This is a genomic window from Ruegeria sp. YTSA219 (assembly GCF_059609985.1).
Genome location: NZ_JBXWMT010000009.1, coordinates 75,979 through 94,016, shown reverse-complemented (window position 1 = coordinate 94,016; position 18,038 = coordinate 75,979). Strand labels below are relative to the sequence as shown.

The 18,038-nt window shown below is 57.1% G+C and carries 14 protein-coding genes; 7 read left to right on the top strand and 7 right to left on the bottom strand.

What is annotated here, in order from left to right; genetic code table 11:
• Nucleotides 1-52: 52 nt before the first annotated feature.
• Complete coding sequence (locus AC2FFB_RS13775) at nucleotides 53-1,072, top strand: LacI family DNA-binding transcriptional regulator (RefSeq protein WP_281973175.1); 1,020 nt, start codon at nucleotides 53-55, stop codon at nucleotides 1,070-1,072.
• 2 nt (nucleotides 1,073-1,074) lie between these two features.
• Here the strand turns inward: AC2FFB_RS13775 and AC2FFB_RS13770 are convergent, their stop codons facing one another.
• Nucleotides 1,075-2,046, bottom strand: a complete 972-nt coding sequence (locus tag AC2FFB_RS13770) for a LysR family transcriptional regulator (RefSeq protein WP_142637779.1) — start codon at nucleotides 2,044-2,046, stop codon at nucleotides 1,075-1,077.
• 88 nt (nucleotides 2,047-2,134) lie between these two features.
• Nucleotides 2,135-4,570 carry a GcvT family protein gene (locus AC2FFB_RS13765; RefSeq protein ID WP_496875052.1) on the bottom strand — a complete coding sequence of 812 codons (2,436 nt, stop codon included), beginning with the start codon at nucleotides 4,568-4,570 and terminating at the stop codon, nucleotides 2,135-2,137.
• Nucleotides 4,571-4,754: 184 nt separating this feature from the next.
• On the opposite strand from AC2FFB_RS13765, the gene AC2FFB_RS13760 reads away from it, so the two are divergent.
• The gene (locus AC2FFB_RS13760; RefSeq protein WP_496752113.1) at nucleotides 4,755-6,272 is read left to right on the top strand and encodes a trimethylamine methyltransferase family protein; all 1,518 of its coding nucleotides are present in this window, start codon (nucleotides 4,755-4,757) and stop codon (nucleotides 6,270-6,272) included.
• Between the two features lie 60 nt (nucleotides 6,273-6,332).
• Nucleotides 6,333-7,301, top strand: a complete 969-nt coding sequence (locus AC2FFB_RS13755; protein ID WP_496803687.1) for an agmatinase — start codon at nucleotides 6,333-6,335, stop codon at nucleotides 7,299-7,301.
• Here AC2FFB_RS13755 and AC2FFB_RS13750 read toward each other — a convergent pair.
• From AC2FFB_RS13750 to AC2FFB_RS13730, 5 genes are all read right to left on the bottom strand, one after another.
• Entirely contained in the window at nucleotides 7,298-8,272 is a 975-nt protein-coding gene (locus AC2FFB_RS13750; protein WP_496803688.1) for an arginase family protein, read from the bottom strand. The genes AC2FFB_RS13755 and AC2FFB_RS13750 overlap by 4 nt on opposite strands.
• Nucleotides 8,273-8,323: 51 nt before the next feature.
• Entirely contained in the window at nucleotides 8,324-9,913 is a 1,590-nt protein-coding gene (locus AC2FFB_RS13745; protein ID WP_271949986.1) for an ABC transporter permease, read from the bottom strand.
• Nucleotides 9,906-10,943, bottom strand: coding sequence for a quaternary amine ABC transporter ATP-binding protein (locus tag AC2FFB_RS13740; protein ID WP_142637767.1), 1,038 nt, complete (start codon nucleotides 10,941-10,943; stop codon nucleotides 9,906-9,908). The genes AC2FFB_RS13745 and AC2FFB_RS13740 overlap by 8 nt, the downstream gene beginning before the upstream one ends.
• 77 nt (nucleotides 10,944-11,020) lie before the next feature.
• Nucleotides 11,021-11,971: an ABC transporter substrate-binding protein gene (locus AC2FFB_RS13735; RefSeq protein WP_142637765.1), complete on the bottom strand. Its 951-nt coding sequence runs from the start codon at nucleotides 11,969-11,971 to the stop codon at nucleotides 11,021-11,023.
• Between the two features lie 341 nt (nucleotides 11,972-12,312).
• The gene (locus AC2FFB_RS13730; RefSeq protein WP_142637763.1) at nucleotides 12,313-13,200 is read right to left on the bottom strand and encodes a LysR family transcriptional regulator; all 888 of its coding nucleotides are present in this window, start codon (nucleotides 13,198-13,200) and stop codon (nucleotides 12,313-12,315) included.
• A 98-nt stretch (nucleotides 13,201-13,298) separates the two neighbouring features.
• On the opposite strand from AC2FFB_RS13730, the gene AC2FFB_RS13725 reads away from it, so the two are divergent.
• From AC2FFB_RS13725 to AC2FFB_RS13710, 4 genes are read left to right on the top strand one after another with little or no spacing between them, the layout of a single operon-like run.
• Entirely contained in the window at nucleotides 13,299-14,741 is a 1,443-nt protein-coding gene (locus AC2FFB_RS13725; protein ID WP_271949981.1) for an aldehyde dehydrogenase family protein, read from the top strand.
• Entirely contained in the window at nucleotides 14,741-15,715 is a 975-nt protein-coding gene (locus AC2FFB_RS13720) for a membrane dipeptidase (protein WP_496690020.1), read from the top strand. The genes AC2FFB_RS13725 and AC2FFB_RS13720 overlap by 1 nt, the downstream gene beginning before the upstream one ends.
• A 4-nt stretch (nucleotides 15,716-15,719) precedes the next feature.
• A complete protein-coding gene (locus AC2FFB_RS13715; RefSeq protein WP_496690021.1) occupies nucleotides 15,720-17,408 on the top strand; it encodes a hypothetical protein in 1,689 nt (562 codons plus the stop codon).
• The gene (locus tag AC2FFB_RS13710; RefSeq protein WP_496690022.1) at nucleotides 17,405-18,034 is read left to right on the top strand and encodes a DUF3726 domain-containing protein; all 630 of its coding nucleotides are present in this window, start codon (nucleotides 17,405-17,407) and stop codon (nucleotides 18,032-18,034) included. Before AC2FFB_RS13715 ends, AC2FFB_RS13710 begins: the two co-directional genes overlap by 4 nt.
• The last annotated feature ends 4 nt before the right edge of the window (nucleotides 18,035-18,038 follow it).

The following is an 18,038-nucleotide window of genomic DNA, read 5'->3' as shown; positions in this document are numbered from 1 at the left end:
TGAACGGCGCAGAGCTTACACATATTTGCAAAATCAAATTTCAGGTTTGACAATGCCAAAGGCAAAAACTGCACCGACCCTGGAGGATGTTGCGAAACTCGCGGGCGTATCGACCGCCACGGTTTCACGTTGCCTCAATTCTCCGAACCTGGTGGTGCAGGCTACGCGTGATCGGGTTCAGTCTGCCGTTGACGCTTTGGGATACACGCCGAATTTTGCCGCGCGTGTTATGGCTGCCAGACGGTCGCACACCATCGGCGCCATCATTCCCACCATGGAAAACGCGATCTTTGCGCGTGGACTTCAGGCCTTTCAGGAAGAGCTGCGCCAGCATGGCTATACCCTGCTTGTCTCTAGTTCGGCCTATCAGCCTGAGATCGAAGAAGAGCAGATACGCAACCTGGTCGCACGGGGGGCGGATGGGTTGCTGCTGATCGGGCATGATCGAGACTCGCGGATCTATGACTATCTCGCAAAGCGCAGGATTCCGGTTCTGATAGCGTGGTCGTTTCAGGCAGACGCACCAGTCCCTTCGGTCGGATTTGACAACCGTGCGGCCATGGCCGAACTGGCAAATCAAGTGATCAAGCTGGGTCACCGAACCCTGGGTATGATTTCTGGTGTCAGCACCGGAAACGACCGTGCCCGCCTGAGGATCGAAGGGGTGCAAGAAGCAATGCGCCGCAACAATATCCCAAATGACCGGCTGACGATCGTAGAAACGCCATATGAAATCGAAAACGGGGCAGAGGCGTTTTCCCGTCTGATGTCTCGGCAAGATCGACCAACAGCGGTGCTGTGCGGGAACGATGTTCTGGCTATCGGTGCGTCGCGCCGGGCCAAGGAGATGGGGCTTAGAGTTCCTCAAGACGTATCCGTCACAGGGTTTGACGATATCGAACTGGCGCAGATCACCGATCCAGGTTTGACGACCGTGCATGTCCCACATCGCGAGATGGGTCGACGGGCTGCGCTGGAACTGGTTGGGTTGATCGAAAAGCCCACCGAAAGTTGCAATGTACAGTTGCGAACCAATTTGGTCGAACGCCAATCGCTGGGGCGCCCCGGCTGACTTCAGGCGGCCTCGTTTTCCATGGTGCGAAACTCACCTTTCAACCAGGCGTGACTTGCGCACATCGGGTCGGTAAAATGTTGACGGATGAGCTTTCCCATCGCTCTTTGGATTAGCTTCGAAGTGGTCTCGGGGTATACGTCGGTCGTGAATAAAGACACTGTTCTTACAAAGTTTCGGCCGGGAAATGGCACCACCCGAACTTGGTCGTGAAATCTGTGGGCCCTATGAAAACTTGCGGCCGTGGTAATGGTCCAACCGGTGCCTTCAGCGACCAATCCTATGATCGACTGATTGCATTCCAGTTCGAACCTGTTGGGCAGATCAAATTTACCTCGCCTGAGCTGTATCTCAATTTGCTTGCCGATCACGTAATCACGCGAATAGCGCAGCAACGGCAATTCTGCGTTTGATGAAAACATCTCCTCGGGCATGCCACTGAACCCTCCGGGCAAAACAACGATAAAAGGGTCGCGCATCAACGGGTATTCGATCAGGCCCTCGGTCCGTTCGAACGGTCGGGTCGCTACCCCTGCATCCAGCTTGTGTTCCTGTAACTTGGCAATGATCTCATGGCTGGGGCGTGTGAAATGCCGAAAACTGCAGCGCGGCAAAGCATGCGCAAGAAACCGAAACAAGTCTGGCGAGATTTGATTGTCGAAATCATCAATCAGTGCCAGCCTCAAATCCGTCGCATGGCGCCAGTTACCCGACCGGATCTCCGCCTCGGCCTTTTTCAAAACGATCAGCCCATCGCGGACATGGCGCGCATAGACTTCACCGGCAGGTGTCAGACCCATTGGACGACGCCCGTGATCCACCAAATCAATGCCCAACGCGGTCTCAAGGCTTCGTAGGTGATTGGAAACTGTGCTGATAGACAAACCGGTTTCCGATGCGACCTGTTGGATCGATCCTGACTTTGCGACCAACTGAAAAACTTCCAGCCAGCGGAGGCTTAGCGACTTTGGCACATTTACAGTCCGTTGTTTCGATTACATCAAAACTAGCGAAACAAAGAACGCCCCTCATTGCAATGATGAACTTGCAACCCGTTCTGCGTCAAGCCCGGAGCCTGCTATGGTCCGGGTCATAGGGCGAAGGTGCGATCACGGTTGCGTTGACCCGTTTTCCACAGTGATCCAACTCTATCTTGCACCCGATTTCTGCAAGTGACGGATCGACAAATCCATGGGCAAGATTGAGGCCGGTGCGGTGCCCCCACTCGCCCGAGGTGATTGTTCCGACAACCGTGTCACCCAGCATCAGCGAAGCTCCGGCATGGGCAGATCCCTGTTCGGTTTCCAACCGGAGCGGCACGAGTTTTCTCCGCGGCCCATAAGCATCACGGTTCAGCAGGGCATCGCGCCCGATGAAGTCGCCCTTTTCCAACCTCACAAACCGATTCAGACCTGTTTCAAAAGGATCAAACTCGGTGATCAAATCAGCCTTCCAGTGCAGGAACGTCTTTTCCATCCGCATGGAGTCGATCGCCCGAGCGCCAAACAGCTTGAGGCCGAAGTGCTCTCCAGCCCGCCGCAGCGCCAGATATGCGCTATAAAGCGAAGGGTTGGGAACGTGGATTTCATATGCCAGTTCGCCAGAAAAACTTACCGCCATCACCGTTGCCTGAGCGAACCCAACAAAGCACTCCCTGACGCTCAGCCATGGAAAAGCCAGCGGGGACCAATCACCGCGCGCGCAGGACGCCAGCACATCACGTGATTTCGGGCCGGCAAGGATCAGAATGGTGTAGTCGTTGGTCAGACTGCGTAAATGCACGTCTTCATCGGGGTGGCGGTTCTGCTTTAGCCAATCCATATCGTGGAATTCACTTGCCGCCGCCGAGCCATACCAGACCCGGGCAGGGCCGCGATCGCTGGCTGGCAGGTTCGCCACAGTCGCTTCGGCTTTGACCATCCCGTGGTGGTTCAAAAGATAGCCCAGCCCAACCCTGCCGTCGCGGCGCGTGACAGCACCGCAAAACAGACGATCCAGAAAGGCATGCCGATCCGCACCGGTAATCTCGATACGGTTGAAACCATTCACCTCGGACAGCCCGACATTGGACTGAACATTTGCCACCTCGGCTGCGATCGGATCAAAGGTTTCGTCAAAATCGAAACTGAGGGTCGGTTCAAAGCTGGGGTCAGGCTTGATGTAATCCACCCGCTCCCATCCATTGACGACAGTGAATTCGGCGCCCTCGGCCGCTAGAACCGGGGTCAGCGCCGTGGTCTTGGCGGGCCTTCCTGCAGGGCGGTGTTCATGCGGGAGGTGAAAGCGGAATTCATTCTGGTAATCTTCAACTGCCTTTAGCGCCGTCAATTCCACATTTGCGTGGCCCGTGAACCGGCGCGGGTCCAGGCACCAGGTGTCATAACAGGCCTCTCCATGCACAATCTGCTGGGCCAACAGCCAACCATGGCCACCGCCCTCACCCAATCCAGCCCGCAGGCCGATAATACAGAAGGCGTTGCGCTTGCCCGGGATCGGCCCGACAAGTGGTGCACCATCAATCGTATAGGTTATCGGCCCGTTGACGACCGTGTGAATCCCGGCCTCTAACAGCGCAGGCATCCGAGCAAAAGCGCCTTCCAGTACGTCCGACACGCGGTCCAGATCGTCCGGGCAAAGCGCATTTACAAAATTTGGATCGATCCCGTCCATGCCCCAGGTCTTGCAGTCCTGTTCATAGAACCCCAGCAAGAGGCCGTTCTTTTCTTGTCGACAGTAGAAATCGCTGATCGGACATCGCAGCAAAGGCATTCGGTGGCCGGCATCGCGGATTGCAGGAATTTCTTCCGTCAGAAAATACTGATGCTCCATCGAGGCCACGGGGTGGTGCACTCCCATCAAGGCGCCCACTTCGTTCACACGATATCCGCAGGCATTCACCACGATGTCACAGTCGATATCACCGTGTTCGGTCTGTACCGTCCAGGTGTCATCCTTGTGCTGGATCAACCCGACAACCGGGGTATTCCGGTACACTTCAGCCCCGGCCAAACGTGCAGCCCGGGCCAACGCCTGACACAGCTGAGCCGGATCAATATCCCCGTCCAAAGGATCCCACAGCCCGCCAATTAGGTTTTCGGTCGAGATCAGAGGGTGCCGCCGAGCGCATTCTTCGGCATCAATAACCTCGAAATGGACATCCATCCCCCGGGCCATCGAAGCGAAATGACGGTATCCCTGCATTTGTGCTTGGGTGTTCGCCAACCTGATTCCGCCGTCACCATGGTGGTAATTGATGGGATAGTCGGGATTCGCAGACAGGTCTTGGTACAGTTTGATCGAATGGGATTTCAGTCCAACCATGGTCTGGTTTGTTCCAAAATTCGTCACCTGCGCGGCTGAATGCCAGGTGGTACCAGAGGTCAACTCGTTTCGTTCGACCAGGACGACATCTGCCCATCCTTCTTGCGTCAGGTGATACAGAGTTGAGCACCCTGCGATCCCGCCACCAATTACCACTACTTTTGTCCGCGACTTCATTGGCTTTGCTCCTCTGAACCCCAATAGGTTTTGCTGAAAACGGGTCTTCGCAACAGCTTACGAATGGCTTGTGCTGAAAAATCGAAACTACGATTGAGGATTCTGAAAGGCGCATTTCCCTTTTGCAGAGACCCCGCATCGCCTTTTACGGTTCCGGGAATTCTGACATGAAAAGGATTGGGCGTTGTCAAAGGGCAGTAAAAGAAGCGGTCGAAATGCGCGTCTTGCGCAACGCGCAGCAGAGCCCGCCATAGATCCGTGCCCCCCCGGGCAAGCCGGTGGTCGCTTTCAACCTTTGACACAGTCCGAAGTCAAACAAATATACAATACCGCCTTAAGGCTTCTGGAAACTCTGGGCATGGGCGAGGTCCCGGACAGGCTGGCCAACGACCTGCGGTCAGCCGGTGCACAAACCGGACAGCAAGGGCGGCTGCTATTTCCTCGAAACTTGGTTGAAGACGCTATTGGGTCCGCTGCCAAGACTTTCTCCTTTCATGGCCGGGACGAAGCGCGCTCGATCGAAGTGGGCGGAAATCGTGTGTTCTTTGGCACCGGCGGTGCGGCGGTGCAGACGCTGGATCTGGAGAGCGGCCACTATCGCCCATCCTCGCTGGCCGATCTGCATGATTTCACGCGGCTTCAGGATACGCTGGCCAATGTCAGCTGGTTTACGCGCTGCTGTGTCGCGACTGATCTGCCAGATGTTTTCGATCTGGACGTGAACACGGTTTACGCTCTGGTTCGCAATACCACCAAACCGATTGCCACGTCGTTTACCCTTGCCGAACATGTGGCCCCGATCGTCGAAATGCTCGACATCGTTGCAGGCGGGCCGGGTGAGTTCGCTAAGCGGCCGTTTCTGAAGGCCCATATCAGCCCGGTGATTTCACCGCTGCGCTATGGCGAGGATGCGGTGGATGTTGTCTATGAATGTATCGCACATAATATCCCGATGTCCTGCATTACCGCCGCACAGGCGGGCGCCACAGCACCCGCGACACTCGCCGGGTTTCTGGCGCAGTCTTTGGCCGAGACACTGGCCAGCCTTGTTATGGTCAACGCGATCAAGCCTGGGTTTCCGATGGTGTTTTCGAACTGGCCTTTCATTGTTGATTTACGCACAGGATCCTTCGCAGGTGGCAGCGGTGAGACCGCCATCCTGAACGCGGCGTCGGCACAGATCACTAACGCACTGGGGCTGCCTTCGGGAGTGGCCGCCTCGATGACTGATGCCAAAGCTATCGACGCACAGTACGGGGCCGAGAAAGGAATGACCTCGCTCGCTGCGGCGCTGGCTGGCGGCAATCTGATCTACGAAAGCTCGGGCATGACCGCTTCGTTGCTGGGCGTCAGTTTCGAAGGGTTCGTCCTTGACGACGAAATGCACTCTCACACCTATCGCGCTTTGCGCGGCATCGAAGTGACCGACGAAAACCTGGGATTCGACGCCATTTGTCATGCGGTACTAGGCGACGGTCATTTTCTGGGAAGCGCCCACACCTATGCTGCGATGGAACGGGACTACTTCTATCCAGCGCTGGCTGACCGGAACGAACCCCGGACATGGCAGACCGAAGGGGCCGCAGATGCGTGGACTGTTGCCCGCCGGCACGCAAAGGACATCCTGGCACGACATCATCCGCAATACCTGACCGAAGAACAGGACGCTGAAATCCGCAGACGGTTTCGCATTCTCTATTAGACTTACGTCGACCGACTCTAGCCAGTAGGCTTGCAGCACAGACACTCAGATGAGGCCCTCATGACAAATCCCTTCTTTCAGCCGGTCTCGGCAATGGAGCTTGCGCGTTTCGCCGGCGTCCCCACGTTCATGCGCCTTCCCGAGCTGACGCCCAAGGACGATCGGATTGACGAGGTGGATATTGGGATCATCGGAATCCCGTGGGATGGCGGCACCACCAACCGCCCCGGCGCGCGGCATGGGCCTCGGCAGTTGCGCGACTTTTCCACTATGATCCGGGCAATGAACCCGGTCACCGGGGTTGCGCCGTTTTCGATGGTGAATTGCGCCGATCTGGGCGATGTTGCGCCGAACCCGGTGGATATCGAAGACACCATGAACCGAGTGACGTCTTTCTATGACGATCTGACCGACCGGGGGATAACTCCGCTTACCGCTGGGGGCGACCATCTGACCACCCTGCCCGTCCTGCGCGCTCTGGCCAAGTCGGAGCCGCTGGGCCTTGTTCAATTCGACAGCCACACCGACCTGTTCGACAGCTATTTCGGCGGCTACAAATTCACCCATGGCACCCCGTTTCGTCGCGCGGTTGAAGAGGGCCTTGTAGACCCCAAGCGCTTTGTCCAAGTCGGCATACGCGGGACGGCCTATAACACAGACGATATCGATTGGGCCGAGGCGCAGGGCATCCGCATCATCCGCATCGAAGAACTGTTCGACCGCGGCATTGACGATGTCATGGCCGAGGTGCGCGGGATCGTCGGAACAGGTCAGACCTATTGCACCTATGACATCGACTTTGTGGACCCCACCTATGCCCCCGGCACCGGCACGCCAGAGATCGGCGGGCCGAACAGTTTTCAGGCGCAGCAGGTGATCCGCCAGTTAAGCGGTGTCAATTTGGTTGGTGCTGATCTGGTTGAGGTCGCGCCACCCTTCGATGCCGCTGGGGGCACGGCCTGGCTGGGCATCTCACTGATGTTCGAGCTACTGTGTGTTCTGGCACAGGCCGTAGACGCCCGCCGCTAACCGGTGTTTTCGGCAATCATCGAGATCATCTCGAACATCACCGCCGCCGCAGTCAGGGCGGTGATGTTGTTGGGGCTGTCCTTAGTGGGCATCATGCAAACAACGTCACCGCCGACAATGTTCAAACCGCGCGCGGCACGCAGGATACCCACGGCTTCGTCAATGTCGAACCCCTTTTCGCCCGGCTCCAGATTGGACACCGCCGGAGCGATTGTCGGGTCAAGGCAATCCAGATCGAAGGTGATATAGACCGGGCGATCACCTAGAACCTCTTTGGTCTGCGCCACTACATCTGCAAGCCCGCGCTGACGAAATTCGCGCATGGTGACGATGTTGTACCCATAGTCGTAAGAAGGCTGCAGCCAGTCCAGGCTGCGCGGATGGCCTCGCAGGCCGATTTGCATCGAACGGGCTGGATCAACCTGCCCCTGATCGGCCAGATAAGCCCCCCAATGGGCTGCCGATTTCTTTGCCCCCAAAAAGTGATCGACCTTTGTAAACACATCCGTATGGGCATCCAGATGCAGAAAACTAATCGGCTCTCCTCCGGCCAGCTTCCCACATCCCAGCGCCTGTACGATCCCGCCGGTAATGGAATGGTCACCGCCAACGGATACCGGGCGCGCACCTGCCGCATCTATGTCCTTGTAAAAGGCGGTAATGCGTTCGATGCAGTCTTCGTTGTCGTTGGCGCGCGGAAAGGGTACATCGCCGACATCGGCAATCTTGGCGCGGCTCCAGGGGTCGATCTCAAAAACCGAATGGACCCTGCGCTGTACCGCCGAGACATTCCGCAAGGCGCGCGGGCCCAGATGCTGATCCCTTTCGGTTGTCCCGTTTCCGGTCGAATGCGGCACACCGACAAGTGCAATATCCTGCCCCTCGGGTCCGATATTGGGGCAGCGAAACATCGTCGGTATGCCCCACCAGTACAAATTGTCCATCATGGACTGCTCATAGCGGTCGACCATTTCATCCTCCGGTAAAAAAATGCCCCCGGCCTGAGCAGAGGGCATAGAAGTTCAGATTCTTTCGTCTTCTCGCCGAAATGCGCCCTGAACAATACGGTCCATGACCATAGCAAGGAACAAAATGGCAAAGCCGCCCAACAGGCCGGGCCCCTTGGCTGCATATTGCAACGCCTCAAGGATTTCCTTGCCCAGCCCTCCGCCACCGATCAGCGAAATGATCACCACCATCGATAGGCACATCAGGATAGTCTGGTTCACCCCGGTCATGATCGACGGCAAGGCCAGAGGTATCTCGACATCCTTCAGCAATTGCCATTTCGAGGCCCCAAAAGCCACAGCAGCCTCTTTGATACTGTCGGGCACTCCGCGCATGCCCAGCGCGGTCAGTCGGATGACCGGCGGCATGCCAAAGATGATCGTGGCCAGAATGCCGGGCGGGTTGCCGGTGCCAAAGAAGGCGATAATCGGGATCAGATAGACGAAGGCCGGCAAAGTCTGCATCAAGTCCAGCACGGGCTCTGCCGCGCGGTAGGCACGCCTGGACTTGCCAAACCAAATGCCCAGTGGAATGCCAAAAACAACGCATAACAGCACCGCCGCACCGACCAGCGCCACGGTTTCCATCGCCACATCCCAATATCCCAGCAAGGCGATATAGGCCAATGAAGACGCCGTGAAGATCGCCACTCGGGGGCCTGCAGCCCGCCAAGCCGTCACACATATCACCAGCATCACAACCGGCCAAGGCGACCCGATCAGCGCAATGGTCAGGGCATCCAGAACCGACCGAACCCCAGCGACAATCCCATCGAATACGTCCCCGCCAGCAAGAGCGGCCGCATCTATCTGCGCCTCCATCCAGCTTGCAAGGTTTGAAAACAGGGTCCCGCCGCCCTCACCCAATATCAGTGCGGACACTTCTTTTTCGGGGAATGCATCCAACATGGCCAGCGAAGCATTGACCGTGAATTTGTAGACGATCAACGGCCCAATCGCCGCAACAAGCACAGCCCCCAGCACCATATTTCGCCTGGACTGGCCACTTTCGGTACTGTCCGGATCGGTCCGCCATTTTGAATACTGTTTTTCATAGACGCGGTCGGCATAGAAGCCCTGTGCCAGTTTGAAGACCAGCAGCATCAGCAATCCGGTGATCATGATGCTCAGCGCTTCAGACTGCGCGGCCGCGGCTTTTCCAAAGCTGGCATCGGCGGCTTTCTGTATATTCGCTGCCAGCTTGGTGAAACGGTCAATATCGGCCTTCTCTGTCGCATCGGCCGCCCGCGCCAGCAGCTCGTCGGCGCGTGCCTGCTGACGTTCGGCACGTTCCACCATGTCAGCGCCCGGATTGCCCCAGGCACCACGCCCGATCTGAACCCAAGCGATGATTTCCAGGATCAGAAAGGTCCAGAACATCCCCCAGATGGCTCGTGATGCTGACCACAAAGGCCCCAGAACCCCGGCCCAGAGATTGAACGTATTCGGAACCGCGCTGGTTGCATCATGGATCTTGTGAAACGCCTTGACGTAATAGTCCCCATTCGGACCAGCAAACTCGTGAATGGACCGATCCAGTGCCTCATGGTCGACCTCGATATCCGAGGCGGCGGTGACTTTCACTTCGGTGGTTACATCAGTCATTCTTGCCCCCCTGAATTCCGCGCAGCAGGCGCGGTTTGGTCACGACGCCCACGTCCTGTCCTGCATCGGTGATGATCACCGGCAGGTCCGTGTCGACAGCCAGGTCGATCAACTGATCCAGATCGGCCCCCTCATCCGCGCGCGGCGCGCCGTCGGTCGGGCCGGAATAGCTGTCCAGTGGCTCCATGATTGAATGCGCCTTGACCAGTTTCAGTTTGGATATGCCCTGAACAAACTCGCGCACATAGTCATCGGCCGGATTCATCACGATGTCTTCCGGTGTGCCAATCTGAACGATGACACCATCTTTCATGATCGCAATTCGGTGGCCAATGCGGATAGCTTCGTCCAGATCATGGGTGATGAACAATGTGGTCTTCTGCAACTGGGCGACCAGCGCTTTGAACTGGTCCTGCAGCTGCAGCCTGATCAGCGGATCGAGCGCAGAAAAGGGCTCGTCCATTAACAGGATTTCCGGATCAGAGGCCAGCGCGCGGGCAATTCCAACACGCTGCTGCATCCCGCCCGACAATTCTTTGGGCAGGCGATCTTCGTACCCGGTCAGGTCCACCAAACCCAGCGCATGGTCCGAGACGGCCCAGCGCTTGGATTTGGACACTTTTCGAATTTCCAAAGGATAGGCCACATTGTCTCTGACAGATCGGTGCGGCATCAGCGCCATATGCTGGAAAACCATCCCGATCTGCTGCGCGCGGATACGGCGCAGCTCAGCCTCGGATATTTTGGATACGTCCTGGCCCAGAATCTCGATCTTGCCTGAGGTCGGCTCGATCAAGCGGTTCACGTGGCGCACCAGCGTGGATTTCCCGGATCCCGAAAGACCCATAATGCAGAAGATTTCGCCGCGCGGGACTTCGAAAGACGCACCCTGCACGCCGACCACACAATTATACCTTTCAAGAACTTCAGGCTTTCCAATCCCTTCATCCCGTACTGCGGTCATGGCCTCTTCTGCCCGCGCACCGAAAATCTTCCAGACATCTGTCAGCTTAACGACTGTTTCGGTCATACTTGCCCCTTCAATGCAAAACAGGCCGCCAGGCATTCCCGGCGGCCTATCTGTAATTCAGTTCCGAGCGTTACCGATCACTCTGACATCCAGTTCAGAACTGCATCTTCGTTCGCACCGACCCATTCTTCGGCATATGCGAGCGGCTCTTTGCCATCTATGACAAGCGCATAAGTCATGGCCGAGACAGCGGCAGTATCCAGTTTCATGTTGGACAACAGCCGAGCAACTTCGGGGTACTCATCCTCAAGAGATTTGGCATAGTGAAGGTGCAGATAGGCCAAATCCCAGGCGACACCTGCTTCGGATTTCTCCAGCCAATCCGGATCATCCGTGGGCTGCAGGACATTCCATTTTGCCGCGTCATAGGCCGGCTCTTCCAGGATCTGAAGATCATGCAGTTCAAACACGTAATGCGGCGTATAGCAGAAACCCACCCAAGGCTCACCCGCTTTGATCGCGTTATCAAGGTTCGCATAGGCGACGGTTTCGTCTATCTCGGTCAGTTCCATGACCTGGTCATAGCCATATGATTTGGCCCGGATTTTCTCGACGTTGGTCGACGCCCAGCCGGGGGCACCGATCCATACTTCGCCCTGCCCGTCGCCATTGCTGTCGAACAGTGCCGCGATGTCGGGATTGGTCAGGTCGTCAATGGACCGAATATCATTGGCATCAGCGGTCGCTTTGTCGACACACATTCCTTGAAACGCCTCAACGCCATTGGAATTGAAGGTAACTGTACCCTTTTCGGTTACATAGGTGTCATGCAGGTTCTGCTGGTTCGGCATCCACACTTCGGGGTGTACGTGCATGGCGCCGGAATCCATCGCCTCGAACACGATCGGGTTGGTGCCATTCTGAAGCTCGACCTCTAGCCCCAGATTTTGTTCGATCGCAACCTTTAGAATGTGCGCTGTTGCATTTACCGATGGCCAGTTCGGCACACCGATCACAATGTCAGCAGCAAAAGCAGGCACAGCGACCATCATCGACGCGCCTCCCAGTAACATAGTGAGTTTGTTCATATTATTTCTCCGTGTTGGGCGTTCGTGGCGCTGTTCTTCTTACCCTATGGGCAGCGGTACGCCTACCAAACGACATCGGGATGACGTTCCATCCCCCTTTCTTAGCCAGTTACCGGGCGCGCCGGTTTGACAGGAAAATTCAAACATGCCGACACATGACCCATCAAGAACAACATGCCACAAATCAATATATGCGTCTTTCTCGAATATTAGTTTCGGTTTATTCTGATCTTGGTCGATATGAGGCCTGAAATAGGTGCAGCCGATTCTTGAGTGGGCTTGTCTGCCATCAATATCCCCTAAGCGGCGCCATCTCAGACAGGGGCACAGATTTTATCCAGTCAGTCCTCAGATCCCAGTACAAGATCCTGCTTCAGGATGAAGTCCCCAAACGCGTCCGTCAGCGTTTGAAAGCGCGAGCGTTGCGAGACATAAAGATACACCTGCCTTTGATCTTCGAGATCAGCGATAGGACGGAAGACGATAGCCTCAGGAAGAGACCGTGCAACGGTTTGCGGCAAAACCGTCACCCATTCCTCGGTGCGCACCAATGCGATCAGTGAATGGGTGTTCTGAATGGTCACACCGGCCTTCGAAATCGCCGCGTGAAACCGCGGGGACTGAACCAAATCGCACAGAGCATTGCGTATGAAGGGGACCGAAGCCACCTGTTCGATGGTTGGCATCTCTGATTGCTGTGCCAGCGGGTGTGCAGCCGTGCAAACCACCCCAAACCTGTCTTCGAACAAGGGCGTGGCTGTGACCCCGTTTAGCGCAAGATACCCCGATGCAATACCGATATCCGCTTTTCCTTGCACAACTGCGTCCAGTACCTGCTGTGTATCGGTATCGCGGAGCTCGATCCTGATATCGGGGAAATGGCTATTCATGTGACTCAGCACCTTGGGAAAGGCAAGAGCCGCCACCGACGGCACAGACACGATCCGCAACAGCCCGTACTCTGCGCTGGCTATTGCCTCGATATCCTGAACTGTTTGATCGAACTGTCTGACCTGCTTCAAAGCCAAATCATGAACCTGCCGACCCACTTCTGACAGTCGGTTTTTGCGCTCTCCCTCGAACAGCTTCTTACCCAGGTGCTCCTCAAGCTGCTTCAGCGTCATCGACACCGCCGATTGCGTTCGCCCAAGACGGTCGGCGGCCTCGGTCAGATTACCAGTCTGCACAACCGTGCAAAAACTGCGCAGTGTTTCAATCTTGATCGCCATACTTCAGTTTTTCTGCAATTTGTTTCATTTAATTGAGTTTGACTGATGTTCGCCAAAAAATCCATCCTAGGTCAAATGAAATCGCACTGGGGCGTAACGTGACACAACTGAATCTGATTGCTGGCGAATGGCTGGCAGGTGAGTCTGAAATCGAAAACCGCAATCCTTCGGACCTGAGCGATCTGGTCGGCATGTTTGCACAGGCCAGCGCTGACCAGCTTGAGGCGACGCTGGATCAAGCCCGTGTTGCACAGGCTGAATGGGCCGCCTATGGCATCGAACGGAAGCAAGCTGTTCTGAACGCTATCGGTAATGAAATGATGGTCCGGGCCGAAGAACTGGGTACGCTCTTGGCGCGCGAAGAAGGCAAGCCGCTGGCCGAAGGCAAAGGCGAAGTGTTCCGCGCCGGGCAGTTCTTTACCTATTACGCAGCTGAATGCCTGCGTCAAATCGGTGAGAACGCGGATTCTGTGCGCCCCGATATCGAAGTAGACGTTCGCCGCGAAGCTGTCGGTGTTGTCGCCATCATCAGCCCATGGAACTTCCCTACCGCGACTGCCTCTTGGAAGATTGCTCCAGCACTGTGCTATGGCAACGCGGTTGTGTGGAAACCCGCCAACATCACCCCGGCATCCGCTGTCGCACTGACCGAAATCATCGAACGTCAGGACATCCCCAAAGGTCTGTTCAGTCTGGTCATGGGTTCGGGGCGCAGCATCGGGCAACGCCTGGTCGAAAGCCCCAAGGTCAATGCAATTTCCTTTACCGGGTCAGTCCCGGTCGGCAAGGGTATCGCAGCAGCCGCCATCCAGAACCTGACCAAAGTTCAGATGGAAATGGGATCAAAAAACGCGCTGGCAGTGATGGACGATGCCGATCTGGATCTGGCCGTTACTCTGGCATTGGGAGGAGCGTTTGGCGGCACCGGACAGAAGTGCACGGCGTCTTCGCGCCTTGTCGTGCATGCGGGTATCCATGACGCGTTTGTCGAAAAGCTGGTGGCCGGTGCGCAAGCGATGAAGGTCGGCCACGCGCTGGAGGAAGGCGTGCAGATGGGTCCCGTCGTCAGCCAACAGCAGCTGAGCGAAAACCTGGCCTATGTTGATCTGGGCAAATCCGAAGGGGCCGAGCTGGCCTGTGGCGGAACCCGGCTGGAGATGCCTCATGACGGGTTCTACATGTCGCCGGGCGTGTTTCTGAACACCAACAACGACATGCGCATCAACCGCGAAGAAATGTTCGCGCCCCTGACCAGTGTCATCAAGGTTGGCAGCTATGACGAAGCGCTGAGCGTCGTCAACGACACCAACTTTGGCCTGACCTCGGGCATCGTGACCAAATCGCTGGCCCGCGCCACGCATTTCCGTCGCAATGCGCGCACTGGTGTTGTGACTGTGAACCTGCCCACTGCAGGCACCGACTACCACGTGCCTTTTGGCGGCCGCGGCGACAGCTCTTACGGGCCGCGCGAACAGGGTAAGGCTGCGGCCGAGTTCTATACCACGGTCAAAACCGCCTATATCAGCGCGGGCCCCGTGTGATGCGGATCGACGGGCTACAATATGCCAACTGGTCGGAAAAGATTTTCCGCCAACTGCGTGACGGGGGAGTGGACGCGATCCACGTCACCATCTCGTACCACGAGAACTTTCGCGAAACGGTTCTGAATTTCGAGAAATGGAACCGCTGGTTCGAACAATACCCGGACCTGATCATGAAAGGGCGCTGGGCCAGCGATATCGATACGGCTCGTAAAACGGGACGGACGGCTGTGTTCTTTGGCTTTCAGAACCCCTCGCCCATCGAAGACGATATCGGGCTAGTCGAAATCCTGCACGATCTTGGCGCCCGTTTCATGCAGCTGACCTATAACAACCAGTCCTTGCTGGCGACCGGCTGTTATGAGGCCGATGACACAGGCATCACCCGTATGGGCAAGCAGGTGATCAAAGAGATGAACCGCGTAGGTCTTGTAGTGGACATGAGCCATTCGGCGGACCGTTCCACCATCGAGGCCGCAGAATGGTCCGAGCGTCCCATAGCCATCACTCACGCGAACCCGTATGATTGGTCGCCCGCGCTGCGTAACAAGCGTGACGATGTCATTCGTGCAGTGACGGAAAATGGCGGGATGCTTGGCTTTTCGGTTTATCCCCACCATCTGAAAGATAAATCCGACTGCACGCTGGACAGTTTTTGCGAGATGATCGCACGCGCCGCCGACAAATACGGCGCGCAGCATCTGGGGATCGGCACAGACCTGTGTCAGGATCAACCCGACAGCATTGTGGAATGGATGCGGGTTGGCCGCTGGACCAAGGAAATCGACTATGGCGAGGGATCCGCTTCGGCACCAGGCTTTCCGCCCATGCCGGGCTGGTTTCAGGACAACCGAGATTTTGGGAACATCGAACAAGGGTTACGCGCGACCGGCCTGAACGATGACGAAGTGGCCGGGATCATGGGCAGGAACTGGTATCAGTTCTTTGCCGAGAACTTCGTCCCACAAGGGTAACACTATGAATACACGCGTGCAGACTGAAAATGTCAGACGTGATCCCGCGATGGTCATGCGGCTGTCGCGGCTGGGCTCGCTGCATCAATGCCGTCTCAGCTTTATGCGGCAACTGACCCGCCGTATGGCGCAGGAAAACTGGAGTTTTTCCCGCCCTGCGTTCGAGATTGACGAACACGGCGTTGGCCATGCGGTCTATACCGCGCAAGGCCCTGATCACGCATATTCTCTGGTGGCGTTTGCCCATGATCTGCCGCCCGAAAAACGCTCGGACCGGGTCATCGCCGAGGCCTGGGATGCCACCTTCGCGCTATTTGACGGCATTCCGACGGCGGATGATATTCACCGCCTGTCGCAAAACGTACCAGTGCAAGAGGCCGGGCGCGTCAGCGAGACAGAACTGTCATTGTCGCGCGCCAACCGGTCAGTCCGCCTGTGGGCACATGTGGTCGACCGTCTGGCCGCTGGTCAACAACCCGATCTGGAACAGATTTATCAGGTTGGCTACCTGATGCGGACAACCGCCGTGTATGGTTCCGGCAAGTTTGGGGCTGCAGATCGCGAGAAAACAGCCAGTCGCCCCGAGGTCAACGGCCCGTTCCAGACCGAGATGTTGTCGGTCTACCTGACCCGGACCTTTGTGCGCGATCTGGTGCAGCATATGGCCCAAGTGAAGGGCGGCGGTCAAACCGCGCAGTTAGATCCGCAGATCGCCAGTTGGCTCGGCATTGGCAATTCCACAGGTCTGGGCATGGCCCCGTTCATCGTCAACCATCCGATCTTGTTCAATAACTGGATCATGGCGCGAGAGGAGGCCATCGCCCGGGTACGGTCGCTCTTGACCGCCTCGGAAGATGAGGCCCGTCAATTCCGTGGCATCTATGATCGTAGCAAACTCTCGATGTCCTGGTGGCAGTCTGAGCATCCGGTCCAGCGCGATAAGCTGGCGGCGCTCAACAACGATCTGCAGGCAATCTCTGGGTATCTGGACAGGGATGATCTGACGCAGAACCAACCCTGGGATCGGTTGATCCTGTGGTCGCAATCCGCGCTGAGCGAGGAGGGCCAGGAACTGCTCGCCTCGCTTATCCTTGAGCCCTATGGCGAATTGGTCGATGGGCTGAGTTGTTGTATGGCCGACAGTAATTCAAGTGCCCATGTGATTGATGGATCAATGTCGGTAGGCGCTGCGCGCGATCTGATCAGTAACAGTTTTGGCTGGGCCTTGGATCTGGATTGGAACGCAGCGGAAAACTGTGCGCGGGCCTGGTATGTCTCCGAGGAGAAGCTGGAGCCGCGACTGGGTGAGCGCTTTGAGGAACCGATATCCGGTTACGAACAGCCCCTTGCCCCGGCCCGTGACGCCGCGATGGCGTATAAGGCGCTTGCCGAATGGGATACTCGCTCCTCCGTTGCAGAGTTTCTGCTGCGCCATCCTGAACATCGCCACACCCTGCGCCGCGCTCAAATGAGCCGAGTAGCCCCCTATGGTGAAATCCACGACAACACGATTAGCGCCACTGTCCTGCCTATCGACATGCTGCGGGCCAAGCTGTCGTTTTTTGGGGCAACCCATTTTGACCCCCGGTCGGACCGCTGGGTGCGGATCTGCATGTATTCCGGCGCACCATATCCTGATGAGCTAACGCCGGAAAATGCCGATCTGTGGGTTTATCCGGAGTTGCCGCAATGACCTATTCACTGAACGAGATCGAAGCCACCTCTAAACGCGCTGCCCGAGGGGCAGGGTATGCCTGGGGTCTGGCAGAAGAGGCCGCCAAAGCCACACGCTGGTTGTGCGGGCATGGGCTGAACGGGACTGCAGAGCTGGCCCACCTGCTGGACTTGGGTTTGGCTGCGGCGCCGGCAGATCACAGACCAGATGCGATGCAGGGCCCATGGCAGGGCAAGGGCGCTTTGTGCCCTCTGGCCACTGGCACCTTGCTGTCGGATTGTGCCGAACAGCTGCGCGCCGGACCGGTTGAGATGGCCAACATTGCAATCCCTGCCCTGTTACTGCCCTTTGCTGCCTATGCGGCACGTGAACTCAAGGGCTGTGTGGTGCTTGATTGTGATGGGCATCTGGCGGCATGTGATGGGTATTCCGTGTCGACCCCAGATACCTTACCCGCCCAGGCGCGCAGGGTGGTGGTTTCGCTGGGGGAACAGCGTACAGGCCCCAGCCCACATCAGACCCGCGCCGCCCCGACTGATCAGGCTTGGGCAACGCTGAATCGCTTTGCCCACCGCACCTATGCCCCCGCAACCGAGGAATCCCGCCTGCTGGGTGCAGGGGCCGGGCTTTCTGATAATGACTGATGAG

Bases quoted from the DNA above. Each gene is read 5' to 3' on its own strand.
- AC2FFB_RS13775 (WP_281973175.1), top strand. From the start codon at position 53: ATGCCAAAGGCAAAAACTGCACCGACCCTGGAGGATGTTGCGAAACTC.
- AC2FFB_RS13765 (WP_496875052.1), bottom strand. From the start codon at position 4,570: ATGAAGTCGCGGACAAAAGTAGTGGTAATTGGTGGCGGGATCGCAGGG.
- AC2FFB_RS13755 (WP_496803687.1), top strand. From the start codon at position 6,333: ATGACAAATCCCTTCTTTCAGCCGGTCTCGGCAATGGAGCTTGCGCGT.
- AC2FFB_RS13750 (WP_496803688.1), bottom strand. From the start codon at position 8,272: ATGGTCGACCGCTATGAGCAGTCCATGATGGACAATTTGTACTGGTGG.
- AC2FFB_RS13745 (WP_271949986.1), bottom strand. From the start codon at position 9,913: ATGACTGATGTAACCACCGAAGTGAAAGTCACCGCCGCCTCGGATATC.
- AC2FFB_RS13740 (WP_142637767.1), bottom strand. From the start codon at position 10,943: ATGACCGAAACAGTCGTTAAGCTGACAGATGTCTGGAAGATTTTCGGT.
- AC2FFB_RS13735 (WP_142637765.1), bottom strand. From the start codon at position 11,971: ATGAACAAACTCACTATGTTACTGGGAGGCGCGTCGATGATGGTCGCT.
- AC2FFB_RS13730 (WP_142637763.1), bottom strand. From the start codon at position 13,200: ATGGCGATCAAGATTGAAACACTGCGCAGTTTTTGCACGGTTGTGCAG.
- AC2FFB_RS13720 (WP_496690020.1), top strand. From the start codon at position 14,741: ATGCGGATCGACGGGCTACAATATGCCAACTGGTCGGAAAAGATTTTC.
- AC2FFB_RS13715 (WP_496690021.1), top strand. From the start codon at position 15,720: ATGAATACACGCGTGCAGACTGAAAATGTCAGACGTGATCCCGCGATG.
- AC2FFB_RS13710 (WP_496690022.1), top strand. From the start codon at position 17,405: ATGACCTATTCACTGAACGAGATCGAAGCCACCTCTAAACGCGCTGCC.